Source organism: Burkholderia sp. LFS061 (assembly GCF_047978125.1).
Classification (GTDB): domain Bacteria; phylum Pseudomonadota; class Gammaproteobacteria; order Burkholderiales; family Burkholderiaceae; genus Burkholderia; species Burkholderia pyrrocinia_C.
The window spans coordinates 24,131-40,028 of the sequence record NZ_JBFPFS010000055.1 but is presented as its reverse complement, the minus strand read 5'-3'; the positions used below and the strand labels follow the sequence as shown (position 1 = coordinate 40,028).

General features: G+C 66.6%; 17 protein-coding genes. 13 read left to right on the top strand and 4 right to left on the bottom strand.

What is annotated here, in order from left to right:
- From ACNQQL_RS31580 to ACNQQL_RS31550, 7 genes are all read left to right on the top strand, one after another.
- Positions 1 to 408, top strand: a 408-nt coding sequence (locus tag ACNQQL_RS31580) for a Rossmann fold domain-containing protein (RefSeq protein ID WP_347068152.1), incomplete at its 5' end; no start/stop codon positions are given.
- A 75-nt stretch (positions 409 to 483) separates the two neighbouring features.
- A complete protein-coding gene (locus ACNQQL_RS31575) occupies positions 484 to 888 on the top strand; it encodes a dihydroneopterin aldolase (protein ID WP_072437480.1) in 405 nt (134 codons plus the stop codon).
- A complete protein-coding gene (gene ttcA / locus ACNQQL_RS31570; RefSeq protein ID WP_034179228.1) occupies positions 885 to 1,877 on the top strand; it encodes a tRNA 2-thiocytidine(32) synthetase TtcA in 993 nt (330 codons plus the stop codon). The genes ACNQQL_RS31575 and ttcA overlap by 4 nt, the downstream gene beginning before the upstream one ends.
- Before the next feature lie 135 nt (positions 1,878 to 2,012).
- Positions 2,013 to 3,374 (top strand): bifunctional UDP-N-acetylglucosamine diphosphorylase/glucosamine-1-phosphate N-acetyltransferase GlmU, encoded by a 1,362-nt coding sequence (gene glmU / locus ACNQQL_RS31565; RefSeq protein WP_072437484.1) that lies wholly within the window; start codon positions 2,013 to 2,015, stop codon positions 3,372 to 3,374.
- Between the two features lie 55 nt (positions 3,375 to 3,429).
- Positions 3,430 to 5,247, top strand: coding sequence for a glutamine--fructose-6-phosphate transaminase (isomerizing) (glmS, locus tag ACNQQL_RS31560; protein ID WP_072437486.1), 1,818 nt, complete (start codon positions 3,430 to 3,432; stop codon positions 5,245 to 5,247).
- A 58-nt stretch (positions 5,248 to 5,305) separates the two neighbouring features.
- On the top strand, positions 5,306 to 5,758 hold the full coding sequence (locus tag ACNQQL_RS31555) for a hypothetical protein (RefSeq protein ID WP_347068149.1): 453 nt from the start codon (positions 5,306 to 5,308) through the stop codon (positions 5,756 to 5,758).
- On the top strand, positions 5,758 to 5,976 hold the full coding sequence (locus tag ACNQQL_RS31550; RefSeq protein ID WP_072437493.1) for a hypothetical protein: 219 nt from the start codon (positions 5,758 to 5,760) through the stop codon (positions 5,974 to 5,976). The genes ACNQQL_RS31555 and ACNQQL_RS31550 overlap by 1 nt, the downstream gene beginning before the upstream one ends.
- 93 nt (positions 5,977 to 6,069) lie before the next feature.
- On the opposite strand, the gene ACNQQL_RS31545 is transcribed toward ACNQQL_RS31550, so the two are convergent.
- Positions 6,070 to 6,906, bottom strand: coding sequence for an FTR1 family iron permease (locus ACNQQL_RS31545; RefSeq protein WP_347068147.1), 837 nt, complete (start codon positions 6,904 to 6,906; stop codon positions 6,070 to 6,072).
- Between the two features lie 12 nt (positions 6,907 to 6,918).
- The gene (locus tag ACNQQL_RS31540) at positions 6,919 to 7,251 is read right to left on the bottom strand and encodes a cupredoxin domain-containing protein (RefSeq protein WP_347068145.1); all 333 of its coding nucleotides are present in this window, start codon (positions 7,249 to 7,251) and stop codon (positions 6,919 to 6,921) included.
- Positions 7,252 to 7,598: 347 nt separating this feature from the next.
- On the opposite strand from ACNQQL_RS31540, the gene ACNQQL_RS31535 reads away from it, so the two are divergent.
- A complete protein-coding gene (locus ACNQQL_RS31535) occupies positions 7,599 to 7,799 on the top strand; it encodes a heavy-metal-associated domain-containing protein (protein ID WP_047899211.1) in 201 nt (66 codons plus the stop codon).
- A 63-nt stretch (positions 7,800 to 7,862) separates the two neighbouring features.
- Here ACNQQL_RS31535 and ACNQQL_RS31530 read toward each other — a convergent pair whose 3' ends face one another.
- Complete coding sequence (locus ACNQQL_RS31530; RefSeq protein ID WP_347068143.1) at positions 7,863 to 9,353, bottom strand: aldehyde dehydrogenase; 1,491 nt, start codon at positions 9,351 to 9,353, stop codon at positions 7,863 to 7,865.
- 84 nt (positions 9,354 to 9,437) lie between these two features.
- Positions 9,438 to 9,989 carry a cupin domain-containing protein gene (locus ACNQQL_RS31525; RefSeq protein WP_072437665.1) on the bottom strand — a complete coding sequence of 184 codons (552 nt, stop codon included), beginning with the start codon at positions 9,987 to 9,989 and terminating at the stop codon, positions 9,438 to 9,440.
- Between the two features lie 412 nt (positions 9,990 to 10,401).
- On the opposite strand from ACNQQL_RS31525, the gene ACNQQL_RS31520 reads away from it, so the two are divergent.
- From ACNQQL_RS31520 to ACNQQL_RS31500, 5 genes are all read left to right on the top strand, one after another.
- Positions 10,402 to 10,626, top strand: a complete 225-nt coding sequence (locus ACNQQL_RS31520; RefSeq protein ID WP_072437498.1) for a hypothetical protein — start codon at positions 10,402 to 10,404, stop codon at positions 10,624 to 10,626.
- 283 nt (positions 10,627 to 10,909) lie between these two features.
- A complete protein-coding gene (locus tag ACNQQL_RS31515) occupies positions 10,910 to 11,695 on the top strand; it encodes a gamma-glutamyl-gamma-aminobutyrate hydrolase family protein (protein ID WP_204424856.1) in 786 nt (261 codons plus the stop codon).
- A 28-nt stretch (positions 11,696 to 11,723) separates the two neighbouring features.
- Positions 11,724 to 13,061 (top strand): glutamine synthetase family protein, encoded by a 1,338-nt coding sequence (locus ACNQQL_RS31510; RefSeq protein ID WP_072437501.1) that lies wholly within the window; start codon positions 11,724 to 11,726, stop codon positions 13,059 to 13,061.
- A 38-nt stretch (positions 13,062 to 13,099) separates the two neighbouring features.
- A complete protein-coding gene (locus ACNQQL_RS31505) occupies positions 13,100 to 14,533 on the top strand; it encodes an aspartate aminotransferase family protein (RefSeq protein ID WP_347068139.1) in 1,434 nt (477 codons plus the stop codon).
- Between the two features lie 61 nt (positions 14,534 to 14,594).
- Positions 14,595 to 15,710 carry a polyamine ABC transporter substrate-binding protein gene (locus ACNQQL_RS31500; RefSeq protein WP_310135496.1) on the top strand — a complete coding sequence of 372 codons (1,116 nt, stop codon included), beginning with the start codon at positions 14,595 to 14,597 and terminating at the stop codon, positions 15,708 to 15,710.
- Positions 15,711 to 15,898 lie beyond the last annotated feature (188 nt).

Below are 15,898 nucleotides of genomic sequence, written 5' to 3'. Positions count from 1 at the left end.
CACACGGTGGACGGCGCGTCGCTCGCCGGCGCGCTCGCGCGCAACGTGACGGCGCCGCTCGCGCTGGCCCGCGCGCTCGCCGATGCGACGCCCGACGCCGCGCGCGAGCACGAAGCGCTGCGCGCGTGCGCGATCCACGTGCTGGACCAGGCACTGTTTCACCCGGCGCCGGCGCAGTTGTCGCACGCCCTGATGCAGGCCGCGCTGAACCGCGCGACGTCGGCGCTGGCGCTCGCGCTCGCGCCGAAAGTGCGGGTCGCGGCGCTGGTGCGCGGCCACGCGGCGCATGCGGACGACATCGCGGCGGCCGCCTGCTATCTAGCGAGCGCGCCCGGCGTCACGGGCGCGACGCTGACCGTCGACGGCGGCGAGCACCTCGTGCCGCCCGCCGCCGGCCCGAATGAATGAACCGCGGGCGCGCGGCCTGACTGCCGCCGCCCGCGCCGCTTTGCGTGCGCGCACGCCAATTTGACTGGGACGACCATGTTTTCCGCTCTCCTGCACCCCCGCCTCGCGGATTGCCGCAGGCTCTACCTGCGCGATTACGAGGTGCACATCAACATCGGTGCCTTCGAACACGAGAAGCGCGGCGAGCAGCGCGTCGTCATCAACGTCGACCTGTTCGTGCCGCTCGCGCTGTCCACCCCCGTCGACGATCGTCTCCATGAAGTCGTCGACTACGACCTGATGAAGCAGAGCGTCGCGCAATGCATGGCGCGCGGCCACATCCACCTGCAGGAAACGCTGTGCGACGCGATCGCCGCGCACCTGCTGGCGCACGATGCCGTGCGCGCGGTACGCGTCTGTACCGAGAAACCGGACGCCTATCCGGACTGCGACGCCGTCGGCGTCGAAGTCTTTCGCATCAAGGACGAGGAGCGCGCATGAACGCCCCCCACATGAACGACACGGCGGCCGACGCCGCCACCCTCGACGCGGCGGCCCCGGCCGGCCGCCAGGCGCTGACGCGCCGCGAGCAGAAGGAAGCGTACGAGAACAACAAGCTGTTCAAGCGGATCGTGCGCCAGGTCGGCCAGGCGATCGGCGACTACAACATGATCGAGCACGGCGACAAGGTGATGGTCTGCCTGTCGGGCGGCAAGGACAGCTACGCGATGCTCGACGTGCTGCTGCGCCTGCGCGAGCGCGCGCCGATCGACTTCGACATCGTCGCGGTGAACCTCGACCAGAAGCAGCCGGGCTTCCCCGAGCACGTGCTGCCCGAATACCTGAAGCAGGTCGGCGTGCCGTTCCATATCGAGAACCAGGACACCTACAGCATCGTCAAGCGGCTCGTGCCCGAAGGCAAGACGACCTGCTCGCTGTGCTCGCGGCTGCGCCGCGGGATCCTGTACCGCGTGGCCGGCGAGCTCGGCGCGACCAAGATCGCGCTCGGCCACCACCGCGACGACATCGTGCAGACGCTGCTGCTCAACATGTTCTACGGCGGCAAGCTGAAGGGGATGCCGCCGAAGCTGCAGTCGGACGACGGCAAGAACATCGTGATCCGCCCGCTCGCGTACGTGAAGGAAACCGATCTCGAGAAATACGCGGAGCTGCGCGAATTCCCGATCATCCCGTGCAACCTGTGCGGCAGCCAGCCGAACCTGAAGCGCGCGGAAATGAAGGCGCTGATCCGCGAATGGGACAAGCGCTTCCCGGGCCGCGTCGAGAACATGTTCAACGCGCTCGCGAAGGTCGTGCCGTCGCACCTGATGGACACGACGCTGTTCCCGTTCACGTCGCTGCGCGCGACGGGCGTTGCCGATCCGCAGGGCGACATCGCGTTCGACGAGGAACCGTGCGCGTCGGGCGACGACGCCGCGGCGCCGGGCGCCGCGCAACCGATCTCGATCGTCCAGTTCGACGACCTGTAAGCGGGGTCGGAAGACCCGCCGGAACGGGGCGCCAGCCGCGCTTTCCGGCGCCGCCGGGCCCGCGCGGCGGGCCCGGAACGGCGGGGGCCGCATGCTAAAATGGACGGCTTCGAACTCCTCTGACAAGCTGGCGCCATGAATATCGTGATTTTGGCGGCAGGCACCGGCAAGCGCATGCGTTCCGCGCTGCCGAAAGTGCTTCACCCCCTGGCCGGCAGGCCGCTCCTCTCCCACGTCATCGACACCGCGCGCACGCTGCAGCCGTCCCGGCTCGTCGTCGTCGTCGGTCACGGCGCCGAGCGGGTCCAGGCTGCCGTCGCCGCGCCCGACGTCCAGTTCGCGGTACAGGCCGAGCAGCTCGGCACCGGCCACGCGGTGCGCCAGGCGCTGCCGCTGCTCGATCCCGCGCAACCGACGCTCGTGCTGTACGGCGACGTGCCGCTCACCCGCGCGTCGACGCTGCGACATCTCGTCGACGCCGCGCGCGACGGCCGCTACGGAATTCTGACCGTCACGCTCGACGATCCGACCGGCTATGGCCGCATCGTGCGCGACGCGGCAGGCTTCGTCACGCGCATCGTCGAGCAGAAGGACGCGTCGCCGGAACAGTTGAAGATCGCCGAGATCAACACCGGCATCATCGTCACGCCCACGGCCCAGCTGTCGATGTGGCTCGGCGCGCTGAAGAACGAAAACGCGCAGGGCGAGTACTACCTGACCGACGTCGTCGAGCTCGCGATCGAGGCCGGCTTCGAGGTCGTCACGGCGCAGCCGGACGACGAATGGGAAACGCTCGGCGTGAACAGCAAGGCGCAGCTCGCCGAACTCGAGCGCATCCACCAGCACAATGTCGCGCAAGCGCTGCTCGTCGACGGCGTCACGCTCGCCGATCCGGCGCGCGTCGACGTACGCGGCACGCTGCGCTGCGGCCGCGACGTGTCGATCGACGTGAACTGCGTGTTCGAAGGCAACGTGACGCTCGCCGACAACGTGACGATCGGCGCGAACTGCGTGATCCGCAACGCGTCGGTCGGCGCCGGCACGCGCATCGACGCGTTCTCGCACATCGACGGCGCCGAGCTCGGCGCGAACACCGTGATCGGCCCGTACGCGCGGCTGCGCCCCGGCGCACAGCTCGCGGACGAAGCGCACGTCGGCAACTTCGTCGAGGTGAAGAATGCGGTGATCGGCCACGGCTCGAAGGCGAACCACCTCACGTACATCGGCGACGCCGACATCGGCGCGCGCGTGAACATCGGCGCGGGCACGATCACCTGCAACTACGACGGCGCGAACAAGTTCCGCACCGTGATCGAGGACGACGTGTTCGTCGGCTCCGACACTCAGCTCGTCGCGCCCGTGCGCGTCGGCCGCGGCGTGACGATCGCGGCCGGCACGACGATCTGGAAGGACGTTGCCGACGGCCTGCTCGCATTGAACGAGAAGACCCAGACCACGAAGAGCGGCTACGTCCGCCCGGTCAAGAAGAAGAGCTGAACCCTTTGCGGGCGCCCCGACGGCGCCCGCGTCGACTTACAGGACTGACCCATACATGTGCGGCATTGTCGGCGCAGTTGCGCAGCGTAATATCGTTCCGGTGCTGATCGAAGGATTGCGGCGCCTCGAATACCGTGGCTACGACTCGTGCGGCGTCGCCGTGCTCGAGCCGGGCGCTCCGAAGCGCGCGCGCAGCGTCGCGCGCGTCGCCGATCTCGACGCGCAGGTGCGCGAATCGCACCTCGAAGGCACGACCGGCGTCGCGCACACGCGCTGGGCGACGCACGGCGCGCCCGTCACGCACAACGCGCACCCGATCTTCTCGTCGGACGCGCTCGCGCTCGTCCACAACGGCATCATCGAGAACTTCGAGCCGCTGCGCGAAGCGCTGCGCGCGAAGGGCTACGAATTCGTGTCGCAGACCGACACCGAAGTGATCGCGCACCTCGTGCACAGCCTGTACCGCGGCAACCTGTTCGACGCGGTGCGCGAAGCCGTGCAGCAGCTGCACGGCGCGTATGCGATCGCCGTGATCCACAAGGACCAGCCGCACACCGTCGTCGGCGCGCGCCAGGGTTCGCCGCTCGTCGTCGGCCACGGCGACGGCGAGAACTTCCTCGCGTCCGATGCGCTCGCGCTCGCGGGCAGCACCGACCGCTTCACGTTCCTCGAGGAAGGCGACGTGTGCGAGCTGTCGCTCGACGGCGTGAAGATCGTCGACCGCCACGGCGCCACCGTGCAGCGCGAAATCCGCGTGGTCAGCGCATACGGCGGCGCGGTCGAGCTTGGGCCCTATCGCCACTTCATGCAGAAGGAAATCTTCGAGCAGCCGCGCGCGATCGGCGATACCGTGCCGCAGACCGACGCGTTCGACGCGACGCTGTTCGGCGACGCCGCGCCCGCCGCGTTCGCGGATATCGACAGCCTGCTGATCCTCGCGTGCGGCACGAGCTACTACTCGGGCCTCACCGCGAAGTACTGGCTCGAATCGATCGCGAAGATTCCGACCCAGGTCGAGATCGCGAGCGAATACCGGTACCGCGAATCGGTGCCGAACCCGCGCCAGCTCGTGCTCGTGATCTCGCAGTCGGGCGAGACCGCCGATACGCTCGCGGCGCTCAAGCACGCGCAGTCGCTCGGCCACACGCATACGCTCGCGGTCTGTAACGTCGCGACGAGCGCGATGGTGCGCCTGACCGAAATGCAGTTCCTGACGCACGCGGGCACCGAGATCGGCGTTGCGTCGACCAAGGCGTTCACCACGCAGCTCGTCGCGCTGTTCGTGCTGGCCGCGACGCTCGGCAAGCTGCGCGGGCACGTCGACGCCGCGCAGGAAGCCGAATTCCTGAAGCAGCTGCGCCACCTGCCGGCCGCGCTGAACAGCGTGCTCGCGCTCGAACCGCAGATCATCGCGTGGTCCGAGGAATTCGCGCGCAAGGAAAACGCGCTGTTCCTCGGCCGCGGGCTGCACTACCCGATCGCGCTCGAAGGCGCGCTGAAGCTGAAGGAAATCTCGTACATCCACGCCGAGGCCTATCCGGCCGGCGAACTGAAGCACGGGCCGCTCGCGCTCGTCACCGAAGCGATGCCGGTCGTCACGGTCGCGCCGAACGACACGCTGCTCGAGAAGCTGAAGTCGAACATGCAGGAAGTGCGTGCGCGCGGCGGCGAGCTGTACGTATTCGCCGATGCCGATACGCAGATCGTCAACGACGACGGCCTGCACGTGATCCGGATGCCGGAACACTACGGGCAACTGTCGCCGATCCTGCACGTCGTGCCGCTGCAGCTGCTCGCGTATCACACCGCGTGTGCGCGCGGCACCGACGTCGACAAGCCGCGGAACCTCGCGAAATCGGTGACGGTGGAGTAAGGCGAAAGACCGATCGGCGCAGCCGGCACGGCGCACCAACGAGACAGACGGAGAGACAATGGTAAGACTGTTTGGATGCGGATTGCTGGCGCTGACGTTCGCGTCGACGGGCTGGGCCGCCGAGCACTACGTCGAGGTCTGGAACCCGCCCGAGGCGCGGAAGCCGGTGGCACATACGCCGGAAGCCCGTACGCCGGCCGCGCCCGCACGCGCCGGCAAGAGCGCCGAGAAGCACGCGAGCGCAACGCCGAAAGCCGCTGCGAAACCGCACAAGCGTCGTGTCACGCAAACCGTGAAAGCCGGCTCGCCTCGCCCGCCCGCCGCGGCCGAGGCGCCGGTCGCACCGCGCCCCGTCGCGCAGCCCGCGCCGGGCCGTCTCACGGTGATGCAGCCCGCCGGCCCCGACGAGACGCACGCGCTCAACTTCTCCGACATCCCCCGGCAATACACGCCGGACGGCAACGTGCTGCGGGTCGGCACGCACAACCGCTCCGCGGAGGTGACTCGATAATGGAAGCGCAAAACTACCTCGGCTACCAGATCTGGGGCCACGCTATCCTGCAGCAGGACGAGATCCTGCAGCCCGAACGCTTCGCGGCGAGCGGCACCATCACGCAGAACAACAAGCTCGTCGAAGCGTCCGGCGTGCTCGGCGTATTCGACACCGAGGACGACGCGCGCGAGGCCGGACTCGAATGGGCCCGCGCGTGGATCGACAGCCACCGCTGACCGACGCGCAGCCGACCGCGGGCTTGACCGCGAGCCGCAAACGAAAGAAGGGGCGTCATGGACGCCCCTTCTTTCGTTCGAACCCGGGAAAACTCACGCGGCATGCCGTGGCGGCCTCATCGTCGCCTGCGGACGACCGACGAGCCGCGTCAGCACGACGATCGCCGCCAGCGTCGCGACGTACGCGGCGATCTGGATGCCCGCCGGACGCGCGGTATAGCCGATCAGCGTATGCAGCGCCTTGCCGACGATACTCGACTCCTTCAGCAGCCACGACGTGTCCCAGATCGCATCGCCCCACGACGGCACGAGGCCGGCCGCCAGCAGGAAACCGACGCACTGGCTCGCCATCCCGGCCGCCAGCAGCACGATCAGCACGTTGGTAACGGAGAACAGGCGCTTCAGCGGAATCTGCAGCAGGCCCGCATACATCGCATAACCGAGCCCGGCTCCGCCGAGCACGCCGAGCAGCCCGCCGACGACCATCTGCGGCGTCTGCCCCGGATCGCCCGCGGCGATGCCGTACAGGAACAGCACGGCCTCGGAGCCTTCGCGCAGCACCGCGACGCCGACCACGATCGCCAGCCCCGTCAGCGGCCGGCTGCCGGCCGCGACGGCCCGTCCGACTTCGCCCATGTGCAGCGCCATCTCGCGGCCGTGCCGGCTCATCCAGATGCAGTGCCAGGCCAGCATCAGCGTCGCGACGAACATCACGCCCGCGTTGAATACTTCCTGCCCCATGCCGGCCGCCCACTGCGAGATCACGTCGGCGAACGCCGCGATCAGGCCCGCGCCGACCACGCCGCCGACGAGCCCGCCGCCGACCCACCAGCCGCGCCGCGGCACGCCCTTCGTGGCGGCCATCACGATCGAGACCACCAGCGCGGCCTCGAGCACTTCACGAAAGACAATCAGCGCGGTAGACAGCATGGCGGGATTCGCTTACTTGACGGTCAGGTGGGTCTTCGACTGCGCTTCGTGATACTCGTCGTGGAACTCGTAGGTACCGGCCTTCAGCGGCCCGACCAGGATCTCGACCGACTTGCCGGCGGGAATGACCTTCTCGGCCTTGAAGTCGTCGCTCTCGAATTCCGCGGGCGTCGCATCGAGGTTCTTCACGACGAACTTCACTTTCTTGCCGGCCGGAATCGTCACGCCTTCGGGCGAAAACTTGTGGTCCTTCAGCGTCAGGTTGACGACGTCGTCGGCGGCGAATGCGGTGGCGGCCGACGCGCCCAGCAGGACAGCGGCGAAACCCAGTGCGAAACAGTTCATATGCGTAGCGAAATGAAATATCGAAGGACATTGATAGTAAGATCGATTCGCATTTCCATATCGCGTACCCTTACTTCCGTTATGGAGATAGCGCTTCACAAGTGCGTGCCGTGCGTTGCCAGGCAAGGCGCTCATCGCATGGTGGCGGCCGCGCATCGGCGTCAATCGGGAAAGATTCCGACTGACACATGCGACTGTCCTCCTATTTGTCTGACATCACCCTGACGAATCATTTCGCCGCGCCGGGCGACAACGCATGCATCGGGCTGCATGAATGCGCTTGACCTTCCCACCATGGCAAGCTTCATGCTGACCCTGCTCGTCAATCGTCAACTCAGGAGAACACGATGGAATTCGAAGTCCAGGACATGACCTGCGGCGGCTGCGCCAATGCAATCACGCGCGCGGTGACGGCCGCCGATCCCGCCGCGAAGCTCGATATCGACGTCGCGACGAAGATCGTCAAGGTCGAATCGGCGCAAGGCGCCGAGCGCGTGCAGTCGATCATCGAAGCCGCCGGCTTCCACCCCGCGCTGCGCACCGCATAACGCGGACTTCTGGCTGCGGGCCGCGGGCGCACCGCCTGGCGATGCTGCGCCCGCGGCATCGCGTCAGCGCAGCCGGATCAGCGTCGACTTCAGCTCGGTGTACTTCTCGAGCGCATGCAGCGACTTGTCGCGGCCGTTGCCCGACTGCTTGTAGCCGCCGAACGGGAAGTTCATGTCGCCGCCCTCGTCGTAGCAGTTCACCCACACCGTGCCCGCGCGCAGCCGGCGCGACACGTCGTGCGCGGTCGTCAGGTTCGACGTCCATACGGCCGCGGCCAGCCCGTATTCGGTGTCGTTAGCGATCCGCACGGCCTCGTCGACGTCGTCGAACACGATCACCGACAGCACGGGCCCGAAGATCTCCTCGCGCGCGATCTTCGCATCGGGCTTCACCTCGAACACCGTCGGCTCGACATAGAAGCCGCCAGTCTCCTCCTTCACGCGCGCACCGCCCGTGACGAGCCTGCCTTCGCTGCGCCCCGCCTCGATATAACCGAGCACGCGCTCGAGCTGGATGCCATCGACGATCGCGCCCATCGACACCGACGGATCGAGCGGGTTGCCGGGCACGTAAGCCCGCGCGGCCGCCACGAGCTTCTCGATGAATACGTCCTTGATGTCGCGATGCACGAGCAGCCGCGAGCCGGCCGTGCACATCTCGCCCATGTTGTAGAAGATCGCGCCGGCCGCGGCCTGCGCGGCTCGGTCGAGATCGGGACAATCGGGAAGCACGATGTTCGGCGACTTGCCGCCGAGTTCGAGCCATGCGCGCTTCAAATTCGACTGCGCGGCGTACTGCATGATCAGCTTGCCGACCGCCGTCGAGCCGGTGAACGCGATGCAGTCGACGTCGCGATGCAACGCGAGCAGCTTGCCGGGTTCGCCTGCGCCCGGCACGACGTTGAACACGCCGGCCGGGATGCCGGCTTCGTACGCGAGCTGTGCGACGCGAATCGCGGTCAGCGGCGACTTCTCCGACGGCTTCAGCACGACGCTGTTGCCGGCCGCGAGCGCGGGGCCGAACTTCCATGCGGCCATCAGGATCGGGAAGTTCCACGGCACGACGGCCGCCACCACGCCGACCGGCTCGCGCGTGACGAGACCGACGAGATGATGATCGGCCGGCGCGACTTCGCCGCCGACCTTGTCGATCGCTTCCGCAAACCATTCGACGCAATACGCGGCGCCCGGCACGTCGACCGTCGTCGTGTCGCCGATCGGCTTGCCCGCGTCGAGCGTCTCGAGCAGCGACAGTTCGTCGAGATGCTCGTGCATCAGTGCGGCCCAGCGCAGCAGCACGGCCTTGCGCGCACGCGGGTTCAGGCCGGCCCATACGCCCGCGTCGAACGCGCGGCGCGCGGCCGCGACCGCCGCGTTCACGTCGGCTTCGCCGCAATCGGCGACCTTCGCCAGCACGCGGCCGTCGATCGGGCTCACGCAGTCGAACGTCTTGCCGCCGAGCGCGTCGCGCGACGCGCCGTCGATGAATGCGCGCCCTTCGATCTTGAGCGACGCCGCCTTGTCCTGCCAGTCATTCAAAGTCAACTTGTTCATCAGGATGCCTCAATGTTGTGGCATTCGCGGTGCGACGCGCCGCGCGCATCATGCGCGGCCGGCCGCGAATGCGGTGACGCGCGGTCAGAAGGTTGCCGGCGAATTGGCCGATACGACCTCGCAGATCTGTTCCGCGCTGGGATTGCGAAAACGGTGCGGCAAACGGCTTTCGAAGTAGTAGCCGTCTCCGGGGTCGAGCAGCCACGTCGCGCCGTCGACGGTCAGCTCGAGCCGGCCCGATACGACGACGCCGCCCTCGTGCCCCGCGTGCACGAGCATCTCGGGCCCCGTATCGGCGTGCGGCTGGTAGATCTCGCGCAGGATGCACATGTTGCGGTCCTTCACGCTCGCGCCGACCAGATGAAACGCGAGCGTGTCGTTGCCGAGGTTCGGCATCTCGGCGCGACGCGATACGACCGTGCGCGATTCGACGAGCTCGAACGTAAAGAACTCCGCGAGACTCATCGGGATGCATTCGAGCAGCTTCTTCAGCGAGCCGACCGACGGGCTCACACGGCCCTGTTCGATCAGCGAGATCGTGCCGTTGGTCACGCCGGCGCGCTTCGCGAGTTCGCGCTGCGACAGGCCATGCTTGTTGCGCACGAAACGCAGGCGCTCGGCGACTTCGGTGGACATCGATTCGGTTTCGGACACGATAAGTGCGATGACAAAGTGAAACGACGCAGTGGACAGCCGTTGAATATTCTAATCACTTTATGCCGTGCATCAGCCGGGAAAACCCTGAAAGGCGTTCGAAATAATGAACACCGCCCCGATTATTCCTTTTGCGAATCTTTGTTTTCACTGCTCGGGAAAGCCCTGATACAGGACCGTTAAAAAACATTTGACGCCGTTTTTGGCTCGTATATGCTGGCTCTCAGGTCAGCGTCATTTGGCTTTCACAGGCAGCAAAACGCGTTATTGCAACGCAAAAATTGATGCCCATCAATGTAAATGACGTGTAACCGGCGCCTTGATTATTTTAAACGCCCAGCGCGTCGAAACGGTCAGGTGTTCAATACTTTCAACAACCCAGTCGAGTGTAATCGTGAGAGTCCGTGGCCCTCTGGTGAGGTGGGATCGAAGCGTGGCGCGAAGTTCGCGCAGCGCGGCGTCCCCTTCCGATGGCAGTTGCGGCTGGCATAGTCCTCGCCTGCAGCATCTGTCGATCTACACCATCCTGTCCCGTCGTTCCGTTCGGCGCCACAACGCCGTTTCCGCACGCGCATTCGTCGCCGTCGATACCGACGAAGTGGCGTCGCTGCTGCCGTAGCGCCTCTCCTTTCTTTACGTCGTTCGTTTCGTTTGCCGATTCGCCAACCGCATCGTCCATGCGGTGACGGAACGCGTTCGCGCATTCGTTGCCGCGTCGCGTATCGCATCCGAACGAACGACGGCCTGATCGTCGCGCGCAGCGCGGATCGCCACGTCATCCTGCTGCGCCCATTCACCAGCGGCCTTGCGCTCTGCGCCAGGCTGCGGGGCCGTGTCGTGCCTGCGTTTTGCAATATCCGACCCGACGCACGCCACAGCCCTACGGATTACTGATTGACGTCATGGAAAGGAAACCCCTCGTCGGCATCACCGCCGACCACACGCAAATCGGCGCACACGCGTCGCATACGGTCGGCGACAAATACGTCGCCGCGATCGTCGACGGCGCGCAGGCGCTCGCGATGGTGCTGCCCGCGCTCGGCGAGCGCCAGTCGGCTGACGACATCCTCGACACGGTCGACGGCCTGCTGTTTACCGGCAGCTACTCGAACGTCGAGCCGCACCTGTACGGCGGCGAGCCGAGCGCACCCGGCACGAAGCACGACCCGGCACGCGATGCGACGACGCTGCCGCTGCTGCGTGCGGCGATCGCCGCGGGCGTGCCGGTGCTCGCCGTCTGCCGCGGCTTCCAGGAGCTGAACGTCGTCTACGGCGGCACGCTGCACCAGCGCGTGCACGACGTGCCGGGCCTCGCCGATCACCGCGAGGACAACGCCGCGCCGATGGACACGCAATACGGCCCCGCACACGTCGTGCACCTGACGCCCGGCGGCAAGCTGCACGCGCTCGCCGGCGGCCGCGATGAAGTGCGCGTGAACTCGCTGCACCAGCAGGGCATCGCGCAGCTCGGCTCCGGCCTCGCCGTCGAGGCGGTCGCACCGGACGGCCTGATCGAGGCCGTCAGCGTCGTCGATGCCCCGGCTTTCGCACTCGCCGTGCAATGGCACCCGGAATGGCGGCATGCGCAGGATCCGCTGTCGAGCGCGATCTTCCGCGCCTTCGGCGACGCCTGCCGCGCCCGCCGCACTGCCCGCACGCGCGCCACGGCCGCCGCCGCGCTCGCCTGAGCGCGCCGACCCACTTACGAGAACAGACATGCAAGACATCGAAAGTTTTCTGAAGCAACACCGGATCACCGAAGTCGAGGCGATCATTCCCGACATGGCCGGCATCGCGCGCGGCAAGATCACGCCGCGCAACAAGTTCACGTCCGGCGAGTCGATGCGGCTGCCGCAGGCCGTGATGGTGCAGACCGTCACCGGCGAATATCCGGAAGACGGCTCGCTGACCGGCGTGACCGATCCCGACATGGTGTGCGTGCCCGACGAGTCGACGATCCGCCTGATCCCGTGGGCCGTCGACCCGACCGCGCAGGTGATCCACGACTGCGTGCATTTCGACGGCTCGCCGGTCGAGATCTCGCCGCGCTACGTGCTGCGCCGCGTGCTCGAGCTGTACAAGGCGAAGGGCTGGAAGCCCGTCGTCGCACCGGAGCTCGAGTTCTATCTGGTCGACATGAACAAGGACCCCGACCTGCCGCTGCGCCCCCCGGTCGGCCGCACGGGACGCCCCGAAACGGGCCGCCAGTCGTATTCGATCGAGGCCGTCAACGAGTTCGATCCGCTGTTCGAGGACATCTACGAGTACTGCGAAGCACAGAACCTCGACATCGACACGCTGATCCACGAAGTCGGCGCCGCGCAGATGGAGATCAACTTCATGCACGGCGACGCGCTGTCGCTGGCCGACCAGGTGTTCCTGTTCAAGCGCACGGTGCGCGAGGCCGCGCTGCGTCACAACATGTACGCGACGTTCATGGCCAAGCCGATGGAGAACGAGCCGGGTTCGGCGATGCACGTGCACCAGAGCATCGTCGACGAGGAAACGGGCCAGAACCTGTTCACGTCGCAGGAAACCGGCGGCGCGACGTCGATGTTCTACAACTACCTCGCGGGGCTGCAGAAGTACACGCCGGCGCTGATGCCGATCTTCGCGCCGTACATCAACTCGTATCGCCGCCTGTCGCGCTTCATGGCCGCGCCGATCAACGTTCAGTGGGGCTACGACAACCGCACGGTCGGCTTCCGCATCCCGCACTCGGGCCCGTCGGCGCGCCGCATCGAGAACCGCATCCCGGGCGTCGACTGCAACCCGTACCTCGCGCTCGCCGCGACGCTTGCGGCCGGCTACCTCGGCATGACGCAGCGCCTGGAGCCGACCGAGCCGCTCGTCAGCGACGGCTACGAACTGCCGTACCAGCTGCCGCGCAACCTCGAGGAAGGGCTGACGCTGATGGCCGCGTGCGAGCCGCTCGGCGAAATCCTCGGCCAAAAGTTCCTGAAGGCGTATTTCGCGCTGAAGGAAACCGAATACGAAGCGTTCTTCCGCGTGATCAGCTCGTGGGAACGCCGCCACCTGCTGCTGCACGTCTAAGCGCGCGCACAACCGCCATACGGAATCACGGAGGAAACATGACTTACCGCAACGAATCTGCCTGGATCCAGCCGGCCGAGCCGGCCGCCGCGCCGCGCGCGACGCAGGCACGCTCCACCGCCGAATACCGCGCGCTCGACGCCGCGCACCACATCCACCCGTTCTCGGACATGGGCGCGCTGAACCGCGCGGGCAGCCGCGTGATCGTAAAGGCCGACGGCGTCTACCTGTGGGACTCGGACGGCAACAAGATCATCGACGGGATGGCCGGCCTCTGGTGCGTGAACGTCGGCTACGGCCGCAAGGAACTCGCCGATGCCGCGTATCGCCAGCTGCAGGAACTGCCGTTCTACAACACCTTCTTCAAGACGACGCACCCGCCGGTGATCGAACTGTCGGCGATGCTCGCGGAAGTAACGCCCGCCGGCTTCAACCACTTCTTCTATTGCAACAGCGGCTCGGAAGGCAACGACACCGTGCTGCGCCTCGCGCACCAATACTGGCGCGTGCAGGGCAAGCCGCAGAAGAAATACGTGATCTCGCGCAAGAACGGCTACCACGGCTCGACGATCGCGGGCGGCACGCTCGGCGGGATGGGCTACATGCACGAGCAGATGCCGTCGAAGGTCGAGCACATCGTGCATATCGATCAGCCATATTTCTTCGGCGAAGCGCAGCCGGGCGAAACGCCCGAAGCGTTCGGCCTCGCGCGCGCGCAGCAGCTCGAAGCGAAGATTCTCGAACTCGGCGCGGAGAACGTCGCGGCGTTCATCGGCGAGCCGTTCCAGGGCGCGGGCGGCGTGATCTTCCCGCCGTCGACGTACTGGCCGGAAATCCAGCGGATCTGCCGCAAGTACGACATCCTGCTGGTCGCCGACGAAGTGATCGGCGGCTTCGGCCGCACCGGCGAATGGTTCGCACACCAGCACTTCGGCTTCGAGCCGGACCTGATCACGATGGCGAAGGGCCTCACGTCGGGTTATGTGCCGATGGGTGCGGTCGGGATCCACGAGCGGGTTGCACGCCCGATCATCGACAACGGCGAATTCAACCACGGCCTCACGTACTCGGGTCATCCGGTGGCCGCGGCCGTCGCGGTCGCGAACCTGAAGCTGCTGCGCGACGAAGGGATCGTCGAGCGCGTGAAGAGCGACACGGGCCCGTACTTCCAGGCGCTGATGCGCGAAACCTTCGCGCGCCACCCGATCGTCGGCGAAGTGCACGGCCACGGCCTCGTCGCGAGCCTGCAGCTCGCCGAAGCGCCGGCCGAACGCCGCCGATTCGCGAACGGCGGCGACGTCGGCACGATCTGCCGCGACTTCTGCTTCAACGGAAACCTGATCATGCGTGCGACCGGCGACCGGATGCTGCTGTCGCCGCCGCTCGTGATCTCGCGTCAGGAAATCGATGAACTCGTGTCGAAGGCGAAGAAGGCCGTCGATGCAACCGCCCAGCAACTGGGTATTTCGTAACGGCCTTGCCTACAGGCGTGCGGCGGGCGCCGCACGCTGCCATAACCAGGGGAACTCCACCATGCGTGCCTGCTTTCTTCGCCAAGCCTGCTCTGTTGCCGCCCTCGCCGCCGCGGCAGCGTTCACGTCGGTCGCCAGCCCGTCGGCGCACGCCGACGAGCTGAATGTCTACAACTGGTCCGACTACATCGCACCGGACACGATCCCGAACTTCCAGAAGCAGACGGGCATCCACGTCAAGTACGACAACTACGACAGCGACGATACGCTCCAGGCGAAGCTGCTTGCCGGCAGTTCGGGCTACGACATCGTCGTGCCGACGTCGAACTACATGGCCAAGCAGATCCAGGCCGGCGTGTACCAGAAGCTCGACAAGTCGAAGATCCCGAACCTCGCGAACCTCGACCCGCTGCTGATGAAGATGATCTCCGATGCCGATCCGGGCAACCAGTACGGCGTCCCCTGGGCCTATGGCACGGACGGCATCGGCTACAACGTGCAGGCAGTGAAGAAAGCGCTCGGCGACAACGCGCCCGTCGACAGCTGGGCACTGGTGTTCGATCCGGCCAACATGGCGAAGCTGAAGGGCTGCGGCGTGTCGTTCCTCGACCAGGCCGTCGACGTGTTCGCCGCCACGCTGCAGTACATGGGCAAGGATCCGAACAGCAAGAACCCCGGCGACTACCAGGCTGCATTCGAAGTCCTGAAGAAAGTCCGCCCGTACATCACCCAGTTCAACTCGTCCGGCTACATCAACGACCTCGCGAACAACGACGTGTGCGTCGCGCTCGGCTGGTCGGGCGACATCGGCATCGCACATCGCCGCTCGTCGGAAGCGAAGCGCTCGTACGACATCAAGTTCTCGAACCCGAAGGAAGGCGGCCTGCTGTGGTTCGACGTGATGGTGATCCCGAAGGATGCGCCGCACCCCGAGGCCGCGCTGAAGTGGATCAACTACGTCTCCGACGCGAAGGTCAACGCGGCGATCACCAACACGGTGTTCTACCCGACCGCGAACAAGGCCGCGCACCAGTTCGTCACGCCGGCCGTCGCCCAGGACCCGACCGTCTACCCGCCCGAAGACGTGCTGAAGAAGATGGTGCTGATGAAGCCGATGCCGGCCGACATCCTGCGCCTCGAGAACCGTCTGTGGGCGCAGCTGAAAACCGGCCACTGATCGCCATGCATCACGGCGGCGCAGGCATCACTCCACGCCTGCGCACCTGAGATTCGCGGACTTCCGTCCGCCCGCGCGCACCGCGCGCACTGTTCCATCCGGCACGAGCCGTTGTCCGCGAGTCGCGTTGCGCGCCTCGTGCGGGGACGCTCACGCCTGCAATCCGTGAAGAACGAATGGTGACTCCC

What these genes read in the sequence shown, in the direction of transcription:
- ACNQQL_RS31510 (WP_072437501.1), top strand. Translation starts at nt 11,724, where the DNA reads ATGCAAGACATCGAAAGTTTTCTGAAGCAACACCGGATCACCGAAGTC.
- ACNQQL_RS31530 (WP_347068143.1), bottom strand. Translation starts at nt 9,353, where the DNA reads ATGAACAAGTTGACTTTGAATGACTGGCAGGACAAGGCGGCGTCGCTC.
- ACNQQL_RS31550 (WP_072437493.1), top strand. Translation starts at nt 5,758, where the DNA reads ATGGAAGCGCAAAACTACCTCGGCTACCAGATCTGGGGCCACGCTATC.
- ACNQQL_RS31575 (WP_072437480.1), top strand. Translation starts at nt 484, where the DNA reads ATGTTTTCCGCTCTCCTGCACCCCCGCCTCGCGGATTGCCGCAGGCTC.
- ACNQQL_RS31555 (WP_347068149.1), top strand. Translation starts at nt 5,306, where the DNA reads ATGGTAAGACTGTTTGGATGCGGATTGCTGGCGCTGACGTTCGCGTCG.
- ttcA (WP_034179228.1), top strand. Translation starts at nt 885, where the DNA reads ATGAACGCCCCCCACATGAACGACACGGCGGCCGACGCCGCCACCCTC.
- ACNQQL_RS31500 (WP_310135496.1), top strand. Translation starts at nt 14,595, where the DNA reads ATGCGTGCCTGCTTTCTTCGCCAAGCCTGCTCTGTTGCCGCCCTCGCC.
- glmS (WP_072437486.1), top strand. Translation starts at nt 3,430, where the DNA reads ATGTGCGGCATTGTCGGCGCAGTTGCGCAGCGTAATATCGTTCCGGTG.
- ACNQQL_RS31540 (WP_347068145.1), bottom strand. Translation starts at nt 7,251, where the DNA reads ATGAACTGTTTCGCACTGGGTTTCGCCGCTGTCCTGCTGGGCGCGTCG.
- ACNQQL_RS31515 (WP_204424856.1), top strand. Translation starts at nt 10,910, where the DNA reads ATGGAAAGGAAACCCCTCGTCGGCATCACCGCCGACCACACGCAAATC.
- ACNQQL_RS31525 (WP_072437665.1), bottom strand. Translation starts at nt 9,989, where the DNA reads ATGTCCACCGAAGTCGCCGAGCGCCTGCGTTTCGTGCGCAACAAGCAT.
- ACNQQL_RS31545 (WP_347068147.1), bottom strand. Translation starts at nt 6,906, where the DNA reads ATGCTGTCTACCGCGCTGATTGTCTTTCGTGAAGTGCTCGAGGCCGCG.
- ACNQQL_RS31505 (WP_347068139.1), top strand. Translation starts at nt 13,100, where the DNA reads ATGACTTACCGCAACGAATCTGCCTGGATCCAGCCGGCCGAGCCGGCC.
- ACNQQL_RS31535 (WP_047899211.1), top strand. Translation starts at nt 7,599, where the DNA reads ATGGAATTCGAAGTCCAGGACATGACCTGCGGCGGCTGCGCCAATGCA.
- glmU (WP_072437484.1), top strand. Translation starts at nt 2,013, where the DNA reads ATGAATATCGTGATTTTGGCGGCAGGCACCGGCAAGCGCATGCGTTCC.